The 15965-nt window shown below is 60.6% G+C and carries 14 protein-coding genes and 1 pseudogene; 3 read left to right on the plus strand and 12 right to left on the minus strand.

Annotation, left to right across the window (positions count from 1 at the left end; translation table 11 throughout):
- Positions 1-241: pseudogene (locus HEP69_RS16115) on the plus strand (hypothetical protein); the annotation flags it as partial.
- Between the two features lie 288 nt (positions 242-529).
- On the opposite strand, the gene HEP69_RS16120 reads toward HEP69_RS16115, so the two are convergent.
- Entirely contained in the window at positions 530-2818 is a 2289-nt protein-coding gene (locus HEP69_RS16120; RefSeq protein ID WP_290559551.1) for an adenosylcobalamin-dependent ribonucleoside-diphosphate reductase, read from the minus strand.
- Between the two features lie 126 nt (positions 2819-2944).
- Between HEP69_RS16120 and HEP69_RS16125 the strand changes: the two genes are divergently transcribed.
- Positions 2945-3364 (plus strand): DUF1489 domain-containing protein, encoded by a 420-nt coding sequence (locus HEP69_RS16125; RefSeq protein WP_290559552.1) that lies wholly within the window; start codon positions 2945-2947, stop codon positions 3362-3364.
- Between the two features lie 140 nt (positions 3365-3504).
- Here HEP69_RS16125 and HEP69_RS16130 read toward each other — a convergent pair whose 3' ends face one another.
- The 11 genes from HEP69_RS16130 to HEP69_RS16180 form a co-directional block, all read right to left on the minus strand.
- On the minus strand, positions 3505-4350 hold the full coding sequence (locus HEP69_RS16130) for a TauD/TfdA family dioxygenase (protein WP_290559553.1): 846 nt from the start codon (positions 4348-4350) through the stop codon (positions 3505-3507).
- 5 nt (positions 4351-4355) lie between these two features.
- The gene (locus HEP69_RS16135; protein ID WP_290559554.1) at positions 4356-6185 is read right to left on the minus strand and encodes a long-chain fatty acid--CoA ligase; all 1830 of its coding nucleotides are present in this window, start codon (positions 6183-6185) and stop codon (positions 4356-4358) included.
- Positions 6186-6195: 10 nt separating this feature from the next.
- Positions 6196-6993 (minus strand): ABC transporter ATP-binding protein, encoded by a 798-nt coding sequence (locus tag HEP69_RS16140; RefSeq protein ID WP_290559555.1) that lies wholly within the window; start codon positions 6991-6993, stop codon positions 6196-6198.
- A 103-nt stretch (positions 6994-7096) separates the two neighbouring features.
- Positions 7097-8305 (minus strand): ABC transporter substrate-binding protein, encoded by a 1209-nt coding sequence (locus HEP69_RS16145; protein WP_290559556.1) that lies wholly within the window; start codon positions 8303-8305, stop codon positions 7097-7099.
- A 40-nt stretch (positions 8306-8345) separates the two neighbouring features.
- Positions 8346-9416 carry a branched-chain amino acid ABC transporter permease gene (locus HEP69_RS16150; protein ID WP_290559557.1) on the minus strand — a complete coding sequence of 357 codons (1071 nt, stop codon included), beginning with the start codon at positions 9414-9416 and terminating at the stop codon, positions 8346-8348.
- Positions 9413-10417 carry a branched-chain amino acid ABC transporter permease gene (locus HEP69_RS16155; protein ID WP_290559558.1) on the minus strand — a complete coding sequence of 335 codons (1005 nt, stop codon included), beginning with the start codon at positions 10415-10417 and terminating at the stop codon, positions 9413-9415. The genes HEP69_RS16150 and HEP69_RS16155 overlap by 4 nt, the downstream gene beginning before the upstream one ends.
- Complete coding sequence (locus tag HEP69_RS16160) at positions 10417-11178, minus strand: ABC transporter ATP-binding protein (RefSeq protein ID WP_290559559.1); 762 nt, start codon at positions 11176-11178, stop codon at positions 10417-10419. The genes HEP69_RS16155 and HEP69_RS16160 overlap by 1 nt, the downstream gene beginning before the upstream one ends.
- Positions 11179-11555: 377 nt before the next feature.
- Complete coding sequence (hisG, locus tag HEP69_RS16165) at positions 11556-12251, minus strand: ATP phosphoribosyltransferase (RefSeq protein WP_290559560.1); 696 nt, start codon at positions 12249-12251, stop codon at positions 11556-11558.
- On the minus strand, positions 12248-13324 hold the full coding sequence (locus HEP69_RS16170; RefSeq protein ID WP_290559561.1) for an ATP phosphoribosyltransferase regulatory subunit: 1077 nt from the start codon (positions 13322-13324) through the stop codon (positions 12248-12250). The genes hisG and HEP69_RS16170 overlap by 4 nt, the downstream gene beginning before the upstream one ends.
- Positions 13324-14838 carry a histidine--tRNA ligase gene (hisS, locus tag HEP69_RS16175; protein WP_290559562.1) on the minus strand — a complete coding sequence of 505 codons (1515 nt, stop codon included), beginning with the start codon at positions 14836-14838 and terminating at the stop codon, positions 13324-13326. The genes HEP69_RS16170 and hisS overlap by 1 nt, the downstream gene beginning before the upstream one ends.
- A 69-nt stretch (positions 14839-14907) precedes the next feature.
- Positions 14908-15711, minus strand: coding sequence for a crotonase/enoyl-CoA hydratase family protein (locus tag HEP69_RS16180; protein WP_290559563.1), 804 nt, complete (start codon positions 15709-15711; stop codon positions 14908-14910).
- Positions 15712-15758: 47 nt separating this feature from the next.
- Between HEP69_RS16180 and HEP69_RS16185 the strand changes: the two genes are divergently transcribed.
- A complete protein-coding gene (locus HEP69_RS16185) occupies positions 15759-15953 on the plus strand; it encodes a SlyX family protein (protein WP_290559564.1) in 195 nt (64 codons plus the stop codon).
- Positions 15954-15965: the final 12 nt, after the last annotated feature.

Consider the following 15965-nt stretch of genomic DNA (forward strand, 5'->3'; position numbering starts at 1 on the left):
GGGGTTGGGGTTGGAGGATGGTGCGGGGCCGTTGAAAGGTCGGGTTCCTGCACCCCAACTCGGAAGCAACGAAAGCGAAACGGGGAAATCCTGGCAGGCAAGGGGATAAAAGGGGGCGAACACTTGGATGAACGATGCGGCCGGGCTCAAGGGGCGGCGGGTGGCAACCCGATACGACCGCTGTCCGAAGGTCTTCCTCTCAGCCATCGCCCTCGCTGCGACCGTCATCTATTGGCTATGAGTCCTGAACCTACGGCCGTGCCACCTGAAGAGCGATTATAGGACCTTGATTCCATTCACTTATCACGTGCGTCGCAAGTGATTTCACTGCTTTGGGTGTGATCAAAGCATGACTTTCGAGTCCAAAAAATTCCTCAAACTCCATACTCAAGATAGAGACGGCTTCACCCCGAAAGCATCGTTGTGAAGCCGCTCAATGTACAACTTATGTGTAGATAATGGACCCGGCTAGAACGAAATGGGCAAACTATGGGTCACTTCACACGTCCACAACTACAACCGATAATAGTCAGCTACACTTGCTGTGACCGCAACTGGCACAGGTCATGCACCCCTCGATCATCCGCATCTCGAACTGTCCACAGCTTGGGCAGGGCTTTCCGCGCGACCCATTGAGGTTGACCACTGCGGCCTGCGGGTCGGATTTCAGCCCCATCCCCTCACCTTCGAGAAAACCGATGGCAATCATGTGCTGTTCGATCACCCCTCCGATGGCGGCCAGGATCGACGGGATGTATTTGCCCTGAACCCAGGCCCCGCCGCGCGGATCGAACACGGCTTTAAGCTCTTCTACAACAAAACTTACGTCGCCACCCCGCCGGAACACGGCTGAAATCATCCGGGTCAGCGCCACGGTCCAGGCGAAATGCTCCATGTTCTTGGAATTGATGAACACCTCGAACGGACGGCGATGTCCGCCCTGGATCAGATCGTTGATCGTAATGTAAAGCGCGTGCTCGCTATCTGGCCATTTCACCTTGTAGGTCTGCCCTTCGAGAGCCTCGGGCCGGTCCAGCGGCTCGGACATGTAGATGACATCGCCATGGGGGCGCATGGGCTCAGAGGCGTCCGAGGCGACCACGACTGGGGCCTCATCGTTCTGCGACGACACGCTCAATACCGACCCCGTGACATCATTGGGCCGGTAGGTCGTGCAGCCTTTGCAGCCGGTATCCCAGGCCTGCATGTAGACGTCCTTGAACGCATCAAAGCTGATATCCTCGGGGCAGTTGATGGTCTTGGAGATCGAGCTGTCGACCCATTTCTGTGCGGCGGCCTGCATCTTGACGTGATCGGCGGGGGCCAGGGTTTGCGCGTTCACGAAGTAGTCGGGCAAAGCGCGATCCCCGAACTTGTCGCGCCAAAGCTGGACGGCGTAGTCGACCACCTCTTCCTCGCTGCGGCTGCCATCCTTTTGCAGCACCTTGCGGGTATAGGCATAGGCAAAGACCGGCTCGATCCCCGAGGACACATTTCCTGCGTAAAGCGAAATCGTGCCGGTGGGCGCGATGGAGGTCAAAAGCGCATTGCGGATGCCGTCTTCGCGAATTGCATCCCGCACATCCTCGTCCATGTTCAGCATATTGCCGGACGCGAGGAATTTCTCGGCGTCAAACAGCGGGAACGCCCCCTTTTCCCTGGCCAGTTCCACAGAGGCAAGGTAGGCCGCCCGCGCGATGGATTTCAGCCAAGCCTCGGTTTGCGCCGCAGCCTGGTCCGAACCGTAACGCAGGCCCAGCATCAACAATGCGTCGGCAAGACCCGTCACGCCCAGGCCGATACGGCGCTTGGCACGCGCCTCGGCCGCCTGTTCGGGCAGCGGGAACTTCGAGGCATTAACGACGTTGTCCATCATCCGCACAGCCGTGGCCACCAGATCGGCGAGCCGTGCCTCGCTCAGTTGAGCGGTATCCTCGAACGGCTCCTCCACCAGTCGGGCAAGATTGATGGACCCTAAAAGGCACGCGCCATACGGCGGCAATGGCTGCTCGCCACAGGGGTTCGTGGCTGCAATGGTTTCGACATAAGTCAGGTTGTTGGCGGCGTTGATCCGGTCGATGAAGATCACGCCCGGTTCGGCATAATCATAGGTCGCGCGCATGATCTTGTTCCACAGATCGCGCGCCTCGACCGTGTGATAGACCTTGCCGTCAAAGACCAGCTCCCACGAGCCGTTCGCCTTCACTGCCTCCATGAACGCGTCGGTAACCAGAACCGAAACGTTGAACATGCGCAGCCGCGCGGCGTCGGATTTGGCGGTAATGAAGTCTTCGATATCCGGATGATCGCAGCGCATCGTCGCCATCATCGCACCACGGCGTGAACCCGCCGACATGATGGTGCGGCACATCGCGTCCCATACATCCATGAAGCTAAGCGGCCCCGAAGCATCGGCCGCAACGCCTTTGACATCCGCGCCCTTGGGCCGGATGGTCGAGAAGTCATAGCCGATGCCACCGCCCTGCTGCATGGTCAGGGCGGCCTCTTTCAACCCTTCGAATATGCCCGCCAGGCTGTCGGGGATCGTGCCCATGACAAAGCAGTTGAACAAGGTAACCTGCCGTGCCGTACCGGCCCCGGCCGTGATACGGCCGGCGGGCAGGTACTGGAAATCCTCCAATGCGGCATAGAACCGCTCCTCCCAATGGGATGGATCCTTTTCCACACGCGCCAGATCGCGCGCGATGCGCCGCCAGCTGTCTTCGACCGTGATGTCAATCGGGGTCCCATCCGCCTGTTTGAAGCGGTATTTCATGTCCCAGATCTGCTCGGCAATAGGGGCGGCAAAGCGTGTCATGTTGATTCCCGATTGTATGGCGTGCAGGGTGAATACGCTACCTCACTCCACAAGGATTTGCACCTCTTTTCTAATGCTCTACTATATCGGGTGTGGATTGGGGGCGACTCTGTGGATAACTCAACGATGAACCTGATAAAGCTCTGCGTTGGCGCAGAAGACGTCAAAGACCTGCTGGACTGGCAGGCCTCTGCGCGCGCCAAGGGCCCCGATGGGGCGCCACGTCATGTGACCCGGATGTGGCCCAAACAGGCCGACAAGCTGCTGAATGGCGGTTCGCTCTATTGGGTGTTCAAGGGAGAGGTCCTGTGCCGTCAGCGCATTCTGCGGCTGGATAAAGTACAAGGACAGGACGGGATCATACGTTGCGGCATCGTTCTGGATCCAGATGTGGTGCGCACGGCCAGTGCCCTGAAACGTCCGTTTCAAGGATGGCGCTATCTCAAACCCGAGGATGCACCGCCCGATCTTCGCAAAGGGCGCGACGCGGAGCCGAGCCTGCCTGCGGATCTTGATCGGGCGCTTGCGGATATCGGGGTTCTCTAAAACTCCGCCAGATCCAGGATCTGTCCAGAAGCGTCAGAAAATCACGTATTTTCTGCCCCGTTTCTGACGCAGAAACGCACCCCATCCAGGTGGCAAGAAACTGCGTCAGTTTCTTGCCAGTTTCTGCGTCAGAAACTGGCTCACACAGGTGGCTGCGCGGCATAGGTGGTCCGATACAGCAGCCGCCGGGCGCCATCGTAATCATTCGTGGCATAATGCAGGCTCATGCGGTTATCCCAGACCACGACATCCCCCGCGCCCCATCGCAAACGACAGGAGAAATCCGGTTTGGTGGCATGCTTGAACAGCGCCGCGAGAACAGGTGCGCTTTCCTCTGTGGTCAGCCCGTCCAGGCGCGTCGTATAGATCGGGTTCACAAAAAGCGCCCGGCGTCCGCTCGCCGGGTCGGTCACCACCGCCGGATGCAGCCTCTCGCGATCCGCCTCCGGGTCGCCGCGGGTCATGCGGATCGATGCACCCGACCGCGCCTCGGCAGGCGGGGCATGTGTAACGCCGTAAGGCGCGCCCAGATGCACTGCCATGCGCCCATCAACCATCCGGCGCAGATCGGTCGGCAAACTCTCATAGGCCGCAATCTGGCTGGCCCAGACAGTGTCCCCTCCAACCTCCGGCACCTCAAGCGCATTCAGAACCGATCCGCCAGGCGGGTTCTCAAGAAAACTGAAATCGGAATGCCAATCGCCCCCAAAGACACCGACATTAATTTCGTCGGCCTCTTTCAGAACGGCGATAACCTCAGGATCCTCCGCCATCGGCTCCACATATGGCAGCCGCATCAAAGGGCCAAAAACCCGGGTCAGCCGCTTTTGATCCGCCCGCAACAGATGCTGATCCCGCAGCACAATCATCAGATGCCCGGCAAGTGCCCCACGCAGAGCCTGCCCCAGATCGTCACCGATCGCCTGATGCAGATCCACACCGGAAATCTCGGCCCCCATGAACCCTGTCAGCGGGCGGATCCGCATGAGGCTTAATCCTGATAGAGCGCTTCGATCTCGGAGGTGTATAGCTCAAAGATCTTGGCCCGGCGCACTTTCATCGTCGCGGTCACCTCACCATCGTCGTGGTCCAGTTCCTTGGGCAGAAGGTACACTTTCTTGATCTGTTCAACCCGCGCCAGGTCTTTGTTGCCCTTGGCCACTTCGGCGTCGATCATCTCTTTGACCTGTGGATGCACCGCCAACGAGCGGAAGGTCGTATAGGCAATCCCCTCCCCTTCGGCCCAGAGACGCACGGTATCCATGTCGATCTGGACCAGGGCCGTCACGTAAGGGCGCTTGTCGGCGATCACAATCACTTCCTTGATGAAAGCCGAGGATTTGATGACATTCTCGATCAGCGACGGTGACAGATTCTTGCCCGCCGCGTTGATCATAATGTCTTTCTTGCGGTCGATCAGGGTCAGCGAGCCGTCCGGCTCCATCTGACCCACATCGCCGGTATGCAGCCAGCCATCGATGATGGTCTCGGCCGTGGCCTCGGGGTTCTTATAGTAAGACTTGAAAATCGTCTCGCCCCGAAACATCACCTCACCATCCTCGGCGATCTGACACTCCACCCCGGGCACCGGAAAGCCGATGCGCCCGTCGCAATCGCCCCAGGCCGACTGGATCGTGCCCACACCGCTCGTTTCGGACATCCCCCAGGCTTCGCGGATGTTCAGGCCTATCCCGCGCATAAAGGCCAACAGATCCGGAGCGATGGGGGCCGCGGCAGAAATCGCAAAGCTGACCCGCCCCAGCCCCAGATAAGACCGGATATGTCGATAGACTAGCGCGTCCCACATGGCATGGGCCAGCCGGTCCGCGGTCGTCCAGGTGCTGCGCCGTTTCGCACCGCGCCGCATCGCCCCTTTGAGCGCCAACAGGATCATCGGCTTGCGCAGCGCACCGGCGGTCTGCGCCTGAACGATCACGCCCGCTTGCATCTTCTCCCAGATACGCGGTACGCCAAAGAAAACCTGAGGCGCCACTTCACGCAGATCGAGGGTGATGGTGCGCAGGCTTTCCCCGAAATTCATCACGAATTGCTTGGACAGGCCGTTCATCACCGTCACAGCCTGCTCGGCGATATGGCAAAGCGGGAGGTATGACAGCACATCCGTGCCCGGCCCATACCCCTCGAACACATGCTCGGCCACATGGGTCCCGGCATTGAGATTGGCAAAGGAAATCTCGGCCGCCTTGGGCAATCCGGTCGAGCCCGAGGTAAAAACCATCATTGCGGTGTCTTCGGGCTTGATCCCGGCCACACGCGCCAACACCTCGTCACCGGCCTGACCGTTCAGCATTGCCTGGCCCTTGGTCAAAAGATCTTCCCAGCTCCTAAGGTTGAGATAGCCCTCGCCCTGAGTGCCTTTGGCGTTGAAGACGATCAACTGGCGCAGCTTGGGCAACTTGCCTTTCAGCTCGATGATCTTGTCGAGCTGTTCCTGATCCTCGATGAACAGAACCGTGGTGTCCGAGGCACTCACCAGATGGTCGATTTCGGCTGCCGGGCTTGTGGGATACATTCCCACCACAGTCGCCCCAGCGGCGTTGATGGCAAACTGGGCCAGGACCCATTCGCTGCGGTTTTCCGACAGGATGCCGACGTGATCTCCGGCCTCGACCCCCAGCCCGATCAGACCGGCCGCACCGGCCTGCATGATGTCGTAGACACCCGACCAGGTCATCTCGTTCCAGATGCCATACTCCTTTTGCCGCATTGCCACCGCATCCGGGCGCGCGGCGGCATGATCCGCCACCATCTGCGGCACAGACCGGAACCCGCTGTCGGTATTGCGAATATCGAATGCCATCAGATGCTCCTCAGCTCAACCAGCGCTTTCGGCGCTTATAATGTTTGACATCGCGGAACGACTGGCGGGCACCGCCCTCGCCATCCGCAACACCCAGATAAAACGATTGGATGTCCTTGTCGTCGCGCAGCGTTGCGACATCGCCTTCCATCACGATCTGACCGCTCTCCATGATATAGCCATAATCGGCCACGGAAAATGCCACACCGGCGTTCTGTTCGACCAACAGGATTGACACACCATCCTCGTCATTCAGCCGCTTGATGGTGGCAAAGATCTCCTCCACCACCTTGGGCGCAAGACCCAGCGACGGCTCATCCATCAAGATAAGCTCGGGCCGCGCGATCATCGCCCGGCCAAAGGCCAGCATCTGCTGCTCGCCACCCGACAGGTATCCCGCCACCTGTTTGCGCCGTTCTTTCAGCCGCGGAAAGAACGCGTACACCTTGTCATAGTCAGCCTTGGCGTTGCGCCGATCCAACGCATAGGAGGCAGCGACCAGATTGTCCTCCACGCTCATCTCGGTAAAGATCCGACGCCCTTCACGGACGTGAAACAGACCCATCTGGACCAGGCGGTCAGGCTGGATCGACAGGATGGACTGGCCCTTGAAACGGATCCGCCCCTCGCCGATCTCGCCGTTCTCCAGCGCCAGAAGGTTGGACGCTGCTTTCAGTGTCGTGGTCTTGCCTGCACCATTCGTGCCCAAAAGCGTGACGATCTTGCCGTCCGGCACCTCCAGCGACAGCCCGCGCAGGGCCTGCACCGTATGGTAATAGGTCACTTCGATGTTCTCGATGGTCAGCATAAAGACACGGCCTCGTGTTTCTTCTGGCTCAAAATATCCCGGGGGGTGCGGGGGGCTGGCCCCCCGCCGGTCGGATCGCCATAAGGCGATCCGACACAAGTGATCACACCGACAACCAGTCCGACCGCGGATTGAAAAGACCGGTTTCAGTGTCATAGGCATAAACCCGACCGGTCTTGATGGAGTTGTTCTCCATCGTCACCGGACCGCCAAAGAACCCGCCGGTATCCCAGTCCGAGATACCAGACAGCGTCTCGGCGATGTTATCGGCGGTCAGTTCCTGCCCGGCTTCGGCGGTGTCGCGGATCGCCTTCATCGCAATCTCCAGACCGCACATGGTCTGGATGGCCCAGGTCGACATATAGTTTTCCATCGGCGTGCCCGCGAACATCTCCTTCGATAGTTCGGCATATTTCTGATAGCGCGGCGCGTCTTCGCGGTCCCAGAAATAGCGGTAAGGCATCACACCCTCATAGCCCTCCAGGAACGGGCCCGCTTCCTGGGTGATCCGGTCGGCGATGATTTTCTCCATGCCCCAGAAGGTGCCATAGAACCGTGTGGGCAGGCCGAACTGGCGCGCGCCACCGATGAGCTGCGGCCAGACACCAGTGACATAGCCTTGCAGGATGCAGTGCTCAGCCCCGGATTGTGCCAGCTTGGTGACATGGGTCGGGATGTCCGCGCCCTGAGGCTTGGTCGCCTCTTCCAGCACCACTTCGATGCCCAGCCGTTCGGCCGTGGCTTTGCCATGTTCAATCGGATCGCGCCCGAACTCGGTGTTGGAATAGATGAACGCTACCGACGTGCCGCCCTGGGCGGCGATGTTTTCCAGCAGGATGTCGAACTGGGACTGATAGGATGGGCCCGACATGTATTGATAGGGATGAGTCGACGGGTCGGCCAGTTCGGACGCGAACGAGGTCGAGCCCATGATGCGCGCGTTCTCACCCTTCAACTCCGGCGCGATCAGTTTCATCGCGCCGGTCGAATCCGCGAAATACGCGATCATCGCAGTGCCTTCTGTGGCCAGCGCGCGCTGGTAATTGGCCAGCGCGTTCTGCGGGATATAGCCTGAATCCTCGGTCACAAAGCGGATCGGCGTACCCGCCACGCCGCCTTCATCGTTGAAAAGCTTAGCTGCCAGCTGGAAAGCCGGTGCCACAAGCTGACCGGCAGTGGCAAAAGGCCCCGTCAGCGGCAAGGATGCCCCCAGCACGTATTCCGACGGCTGCGCTCTGAGGATCATGGGCGTACCCATCACAGCGGTCGCTGCGGCCGAGGTCGCGAGGAAGGAACGGCGGTTCAGTTTCATAATCTCTCTTCTCCCTAAGTTATGGCCTTTTGGGTTTTGATTATCCGCGTGCAAACGGCCAACGGTTTGCAGCACGCAGTATTCTGTCGGTGATCTGGTTGATGCCCAATGGCTCTTTCAGCAGGAAAAAGACCAGCAACAGACCAAAGGCAATCTCCTGCAAGGGCGCGGTATAGCGCGCCGCCGAGGCGTCACCACCGGTGAAATAGGCAAAGACCACCTTGATCACCTCGGGCATCATCACGATCAGGATCACCCCAAAGACCGGGCCCATCGTGCGCCCCATCCCGCCCACGATCAAGGCCGCGACCAACTCAAGGCTCAGATCCAGCTCGAACTGCTCGGGCAGGATACGGGCATAGAAGTAAGCGAACATCGCCCCCGCCAACCCGCAAAATGCCGCCGAGAGTGCGAACGAGGTCAGCTTGTAACGCAGCAGCGAAATCCCTAGGATCTCGGCCGAGTAATCCCGGTCGCGGATCGCGATAAAGGCCCGGCCGACCCGCGTGCGGATCAGGTTCTGGGCCGCCAGAAGCGATGCGAATGCGATGATCGCGATCAGAATGAACATCTCGCGGTTGGTATCCAGCACCCAGCCAAGAAGGTTCGGCGACGGCGTGTTGACCCCCACCATGCCACCCGTCCAGGGCGCAAAGAGGTCCTGTTCGATCAGGAAGATCACGATGAAATTCGCCGCCAGCGTGGCAACGGCCAGATAAAGCCCCTTGACCCGCAGCGATGGAAGACCGACGAAAATGCCGATGATCGCCGTGATCGCCACCGCCAGCGGCACGATGACAAAGAACATCAGGCCTTCGGGCACGACACCCATCAACACGTTGTCCAGGATCGTCACCCCATAGGCGCCGATCGCCACGAACGCCGCATGGCCCAGCGAGATAAGGCCGGTATAGCCCGTCAGAATGTTCACACCCACGACCGCGATCAGCAGGATTCCCATCTTGCACGCAATCAGGATCATGTAATCGTTGGCGAACGTGGCGAAACACGCCAGCACCGCCATCATCCCATAGACGAACAGCTGCTTATAGCTGTTGTTCAGGACACGCTCGTCCGCGGCATAGCTGGCCTTGAGATTGCCGTTAATCATATCCGTTCAACCTCTTTGGAGCCAAACAAACCATGCGGCCGGATCAGAAGGACCACCAGAACCGCCACGTAAGGCACGATCTCGGCCCAGTCGCCGCCCAGTTGCCATTGGGTCATCGCCTCCATCACGCCAACGGCCAGCGCCGCCAGGAACACACCGATATAGCTGTCCAGCCCCCCCATCAGCACAATGGCCAGCACCGAAAACCCAAAAAGACCCAGCGACGGCGAGATACCGTTGCGCGTGGCCAGAATGGCACCGGCAATGGCGCCGGTGGTCGAGGCCAGAACCCAGGCACGGGAAAACACCTTGGGCACCGAGATGCCCATGGAATAGGCGGTCGACTGATCCTCGGCCGTGGCACGGATGGCCACGCCCGATTTGGTATAGCGCACCATCAGCACGATGCCCGCAAAGATGAACAGCGCGATCAGCATGTTCACCAGATCCGCGCCAAAGAGGAAAATCGTCGTTCCGAACATCTCGAACCGGATCGGCGCGTTGGGCGCGATATGCGGCACGAAATCGGCATCCGCCGTCCAGATGATCGACGCCGCACCTGACATGATCGAAATCAGACCCACTGTGATCATGATCATCGCAAAGACCGATTGGCCCATCAGCGGGCGCATCAGCGTGCGTTCGATGATCCGGCCCACGATGGCGTTGGCCACGAGTGCTCCGGCTATTCCAAAGAGGATGCGCGGCAGGTTCTGTGCCCAGTCCAGCACCGCCCCCATGGGCGAGAACATCGGCAGACCCTCGCGCGACTCCATCAGCCAGGCAGGCTCCCAAGAGGCGAGCCAGGCAGGCGCCCATTCCTGCCCCGGAATGATCACCGCGAACGTGTAATAGAAATAGGCCCCGAACATGATCAGATAGCCATGGGCGAAATTCACGACCTTGGTGGCCTTGAACACCGATACGATTCCAACGGCGATCAGCGCATAGATCGCGCCCGACATCAGACCGTTGATTGCAAACTGGACGAACTGTCCCATTAAGCGGCGGCTCCCAGATAAGCTTCGATAACGTCCTCATTGCCGCTGACCTCGGCGGGCGTGCCGCTGGCGATCTGCTGGCCGAAATTCAGCACAACGATATGCGAACAGATATCCATCACCATATGCATGTCATGTTCGACCAGAAGGATGGTGGTTCCGAACTGTTCCTGCACATCCAGGATAAAACGCGCCATGTCGGCGGTCTCTTCCCGGTTCATGCCCGCAACCGGCTCGTCCAGCATCAGAACCTTGGGCTGCATCGCCAGGGCACGGCCCAGTTCGACACGCTTTTGCAGACCATAGGGCAGCATGGTGATGGGGTATTTGCGAATGTGGTCGATCTCGAGAAAATCGATCACGCGTTCCTCGATGTCGCGGCGCAGCTCCAACTCCTCACGCCGGGCCGCCCCAAAATAACGCAGCGCCTGCCAGACATTGGTCTTGAGCCGCGTGTGACCGCCCAACTTGATGTTGTCCAACACTGTCATGCCGCGGAACAACGCGATGTTCTGGAACGTACGGGCAAGCCCCAGTTCGGCGCGTTTATCGGGGCTCAGCCCAGTGATGTCACGGCCCTCAAAATAGACCGTGCCCCGATCTGGTGTATAAAACCCGGAGATTGCATTGAAGAGCGACGTCTTCCCCGCCCCGTTGGGACCGATAACGCCAGTGATCTCACCGGGCCTGGCCTCGAAACTGATGCCCTGCAGGGCCTTGATCCCGCCAAAGGACAGGTGCAGGTCTTCGATCTTGAGCATTGCGCGCGCGACCCATTTTTTCCGGATCGTCCACGGCTATGGCGAAAGGGGCGAACACGTGCGTGTCGCCATCATCCACCTCCGCTTCCGATACGGACCTCCCATGTATCGTCCCGGTTTGTCGCGATCTTTTGATGATCGCATCCGCGTCCTGGACGGCTCAAATCTATAAATGACAGTCCCCGGGCGTTGTCGCAACATCTGCAACGGTATTTCGATCGCCGCCACCCGCCCAGAGGTTTAGCGTGGCGCAGCGAACCGCCATTCAATTAATTGTTTATAAACGATATAATTGAACGCGCCTGTGCGGTGGACGGCCTGACCGATAACGCAACGTCATATCCCTCAGCCGTGGGCAAATGGCCCGGGCGGGATCGTCAGGCGAGGTCGACCCGTCTCAGCACTGCGTCCAGCGTCCTGCGCTGATCTGGCGTCATCTTGGCTGTCCGGCTTTGCCAAAGCGTGGCCTGGCTTCGCAGGATCAGACCATCGCTGAGCAGTTTGAGATGATTTGCGCGCAGCGTCTCGCCGGTCGATGTGATGTCGGCAACGGCCTCGGCGGTCTCATTCTTGACCGTGCCTTCGGTCGCGCCCTGACTGTCGACCAGCGCGTAATCGGCGACGCCCGCATCGCGCAGGAATTCGCGCACCAGACGGTGGTATTTGGTGGCAATCCTCAGCCGGAAACCATGGCGCGCCCGAAAGGCTGCCGCGACAGCATCCAGATCGTCGAGTGTGTCCACGTCGACCCAGAACTTGGGCACCGCAAGGATCAGATCCGCCTGGCCAAAACCCAACGGTTCAAGCTCGGCCACCTGATGCTCCCAGCGGGCGAGTTTCTCATGCACCAGATCAGTGCCGGTGACCCCAAGATGGATACGTCCGGCAGCCAGTTCACGCGGGATCTCACCCGCTGACAGGAGGACGAGCGTCAGCCCGTCTATGCCCTCGACCGCTGCCGCGTATTCGCGTTCTGACCCGGTGCGGGTCAACGTCACACCGCGCGCGGCAAACCAGCGGAAGGTTTTCTCCATCAGTCGGCCCTTGGACGGCACGCCCAGCTTGATCGTCATCTGCCAAGCTCCAGCATCAGGCCGGGGCGCATCACGCCGCCCACCGCCGGGATTTCAGCCCCCTGCCCCAGCCGCCGGGTCAGCGCGTCAAAGCGCCCGCCCGTGGCCACAGGAGGCAGATCCGGCCGGGTCTCGGCATAAAACCCAAAGACAAAGCCGTCATAATACTCCATCTGCGTCCGGCCATAGGATGCCTCGAAATCCAGATGATCGACATCCAGCCCGCGCGCCACCAGCGCGTCCAACCGGGTGTGGATCCGGTCCAGCGCGGGACGGATCGCGGGCAAATCCACCGCGATGTCCGAGATCTGCTCAATGGCAAACGGCATCGTTTCGCGGGTATCGAGGAGCGCATCCAGCGCCGTAATCTCGGTCCTGGAGATTGGCGGGCTGGTGGCGTCCGCGCGCAATGCGTCAATCCGCGCGGCAACTTCGGGGCGACTGCGCACCCCGATCTCCGGCGCCGTACCGAGCGGATCGTCCTCTGCCAAGAGCGCTTCACGCGCAGCCGACATCTGCGTCCGACCCGAATACCGGTCAAGCAAGGCTCGAAATCTCCGGGGCCGCCAGATATGGCGCATCAGGGCCGCTTTGCGCCGGTCGGTGGTCTGCAACCCCTGCACTGCTGCCATCAGAAGGCCGATATCCCCTGTGGACGCGCGCAGGCCCAAAGGCGCCAGAAGCTGCGCGAAAAGCGCGAAAACCTCGGCATCCGCAGCCGCCGGGTCGGTGCCGTCAAACACTTCATAGCCGACTTGGATGTATTCGTTGGCGCGGTCTTCGTCATGCTCCTGCCGCCGGAACACCTCGCCCGAGTAGGTATACCGCGCAGGCTCGGCCCCGTCCGACATATGCATCTGCACCACCGGCACCGTGAAATCGGGGCGCAGCATCTGTTCGCCGCGCAGCGCATCGGAGGTCACATAGGCCCGCGCGCGGATATCTTCGCCGTAAAGGTCAAGAAGCAGGTCCGCGGATTGCAGAATGGGCGTCTCGACCGCTTGCGCACCTGCGTCCTCGAACGCGGCGCGCAGCCGCGCGGCTTCTGCCAGAGTATCGGTGCGGGTGGGCATCAGGACTGGCTGTCCAACAGCTCTTTGATCCGGGCGACCAGATCGGCGCGCGGCACCTCAAACTGGCTGGGGCGTTCCTTCCATTCCTCCAGAGTGGCGCTTTCGGCGATTTTCGCACCCAGGATCAGGTCCTTGACCTGCACGATCCCCTTGGCCTTTTCGTCGGCCCCTTCGATGATCGCGATTGGAGAGTTGCGCTTGTCGGCATACTTCAACTGATTGCCGAAATTCTTGGGATTGCCCAGATAGACTTCGGCCCGGATCCCCACCGCACGCAGTTCGGCCGCCATCGCCTGATAATCGGCCATCCGGTCACGATCCATGACCGTCACGACCACGGGGCCGGTCGCCTGCGCCTGCATCCGGCCTTTTTCGCGCAGTGCCGCCAAAAGACGGTCCACCCCGATGGAAATCCCCGTCGCAGGCACCTCCTGCCCGGTAAAGCGCTTGACCAGATCGTCATAACGCCCGCCCCCCGCGACCGATCCAAACTGCCGCTTGCGCCCCTTGTCGTCGAGAATGTCAAAGGTCAGCTCGGCCTCGTAAACCGGGCCGGTGTAGTAGCCAAGGCCCCGGACGACCGAGGGGTCGATGACGATCCGGTCGGGGCCGTAGCCTTGGGCTGCGAGAAGGTCGGCGATCTGGCGAAGTTCTGCGATACCATCTTCCCCAACGGGGCTCTCCCCAATGGCGGCCTGAAGATTGGCAATTGTCTCGGCCGTGGTCGCACCTTTGGAAGTAAGAAAAGCCAGAACCGGTTTGGCTTGATCCTCTGAGAGACCAACACCGTCAATGAAGGCTCCTGATGCATCTTTCCGTCCAGTCGTCAAGAGTTCGAGGACACCTTCCCGACCTACCTTGTCGAATTTGTCGATAGTTCTGAGAACCGCCTCGCGTTTGTGAACAGTCTCCCAAACAGCGTCCAGCTGAGCATCTTCACTCTCGTTCTTGAAACCAAAGACATTGTGAAGAACCCCATTCAACACCTTCCGGTTATTTACCCGGATGATGTAGTCGCCGCGCGGAATGCCCACCGCCTCCAGCGTGTCGGCCAGCATCGCGCAGATCTCGGCGTCGGCGGCCATCGAAGCGGACCCCACCGTGTCCGCATCGCATTGATAAAACTGACGAAACCGGCCCGGTCCGGGCTTTTCATTGCGCCAGACGGGGCCCATCGCATAGCGGCGGTAGGGCGTCGGCAGATCATTGCGGTGCTGGGCATAGACCCGCGCCAGGGGCGCCGTCAGGTCATAGCGCAGCGCCAGCCAGTCACCCTCGTCTTCCTGCCAGGCAAACACACCTTCGTTCGGGCGGTCCACATCGGGCAGGAACTTGCCCAGCGCTTCGACGGTTTCGACCGCGCTCGATTCCAGCGCGTCGAACCCATAGCGGTGATAGACGCCTGCAATTGCGCGCAGCATATCGGCGCGCTGGGTGACTTCCGCCCCAAAGTAATCGCGGAACCCTTTGGGCGTTTCAGCCTTGGGGCGCGGCTGTTTTTTCTGCTTGGCCATGGGCGCGGGTCCTTGGGCGATGAGATTGCGCCGGGGGATAGCTCAAGGGGGGGCAAGGGGCAAGCAGCCTCAGATATCGCCGAAATCCCCCGACCGGCCGCGCCCGGAGGCAAAATGCGCAGCCCCTGTGCGGCCTTCGTCCCCAAAGAGGCGGGCGGGGGTCCATTCCCGCCGCAAGGCCGTTGCAAGATCGGTCGGTGTCGGCCGCGCAGACAGGTGATCGGCACGCAGACAGCCCTGAGGGAAGCGGGTGAGATCATGGGCAAGCGCCAGCGCTGTGGTGCGCGCCTGCCCTTTCTCACAACGCCTGTCGGCCAGACCCATGGCCATCGCTTCGACCGGATCAACAGGCCGGCCTGTCAGGATCAGGTCATTGGCCCGCCCCTGGCCGACAGTCCGGGGTAGTCGCACGGTTCCCCCATCAATGAGCGGCACCCCCCAACGGCGGCAATAAACCCCCATCACGGCCCCTTCGGCCATCACGCGCAGATCGCACCACAAGGCCAGTTCCATCCCACCCGCGACCGCGGGACCTTCGATAGCGCCGATCACGGGTTTGGAGAGCATGAGGCGGGATGGCCCCATCGGCCCCGCGAGGGGCCAGGCCATTGCATCCGCCCAATCGTGGGGGATATCGACCGCGGCAATCCAGTCATTGGCCCACCCGTCTGCGGCGGTTTTCAGGTCGAACCCCGCGCAGAAGGCATCCGGGCCGCTGGCGAAAACAGCCACCTGCGCCGCCTCCTCAGCCTCAAACTCCATAAACGCGCCATAAAGCGCCTCGGCCGTGGCGGGATCGACGGCGTTGCGCACCTTGGGGCGGTCGATTGCGATGATGCGGACGGGGCCGTCTGCCTCGATCGTGACGGTCATCTTGGTCTCCCATTGGCTTGGCGCTCGCGGCGGTGTAGAACACATCCATGCAGGATATCGAAGAAAAACTGGCCCATATGACCCGGATCGTAGAAGATCTGAGCGATGTTGTCGCACGCCAAGCTGGGGAAATCGATACCCTGACCCGGCGTGTTGAGATGCTTATGAGGCGTGAGGCGGATCGGGAGGCGCAGAACCCAGGCGCGGTGGTTCTCGGCGATGAGCGGCCACCGCATTATTGAGGCGCGCCATTT

This window comes from Aestuariivita sp. (assembly GCF_021404545.1).
Lineage (GTDB): Bacteria > Pseudomonadota > Alphaproteobacteria > Rhodobacterales > Rhodobacteraceae > Aestuariivita.

Coding starts and splice junctions, on each gene's coding strand:
- HEP69_RS16155 (WP_290559558.1), bottom strand. CDS start 10,417: ATGGGACAGTTCGTCCAGTTTGCAATCAACGGTCTGATGTCGGGCGCG.
- HEP69_RS16150 (WP_290559557.1), bottom strand. CDS start 9,416: ATGATTAACGGCAATCTCAAGGCCAGCTATGCCGCGGACGAGCGTGTC.
- HEP69_RS16160 (WP_290559559.1), bottom strand. CDS start 11,178: ATGCTCAAGATCGAAGACCTGCACCTGTCCTTTGGCGGGATCAAGGCC.
- hisG (WP_290559560.1), bottom strand. CDS start 12,251: ATGACGATCAAGCTGGGCGTGCCGTCCAAGGGCCGACTGATGGAGAAA.
- HEP69_RS16180 (WP_290559563.1), bottom strand. CDS start 15,711: ATGACCGTCACGATCGAGGCAGACGGCCCCGTCCGCATCATCGCAATC.
- HEP69_RS16130 (WP_290559553.1), bottom strand. CDS start 4,350: ATGCGGATCCGCCCGCTGACAGGGTTCATGGGGGCCGAGATTTCCGGT.
- HEP69_RS16120 (WP_290559551.1), bottom strand. CDS start 2,818: ATGACACGCTTTGCCGCCCCTATTGCCGAGCAGATCTGGGACATGAAA.
- HEP69_RS16145 (WP_290559556.1), bottom strand. CDS start 8,305: ATGAAACTGAACCGCCGTTCCTTCCTCGCGACCTCGGCCGCAGCGACC.
- hisS (WP_290559562.1), bottom strand. CDS start 14,838: ATGGCCAAGCAGAAAAAACAGCCGCGCCCCAAGGCTGAAACGCCCAAA.
- HEP69_RS16125 (WP_290559552.1), top strand. CDS start 2,945: ATGAACCTGATAAAGCTCTGCGTTGGCGCAGAAGACGTCAAAGACCTG.
- HEP69_RS16185 (WP_290559564.1), top strand. CDS start 15,759: ATGCAGGATATCGAAGAAAAACTGGCCCATATGACCCGGATCGTAGAA.
- HEP69_RS16140 (WP_290559555.1), bottom strand. CDS start 6,993: ATGCTGACCATCGAGAACATCGAAGTGACCTATTACCATACGGTGCAG.
- HEP69_RS16170 (WP_290559561.1), bottom strand. CDS start 13,324: ATGCCCACCCGCACCGATACTCTGGCAGAAGCCGCGCGGCTGCGCGCC.
- HEP69_RS16135 (WP_290559554.1), bottom strand. CDS start 6,185: ATGGCATTCGATATTCGCAATACCGACAGCGGGTTCCGGTCTGTGCCG.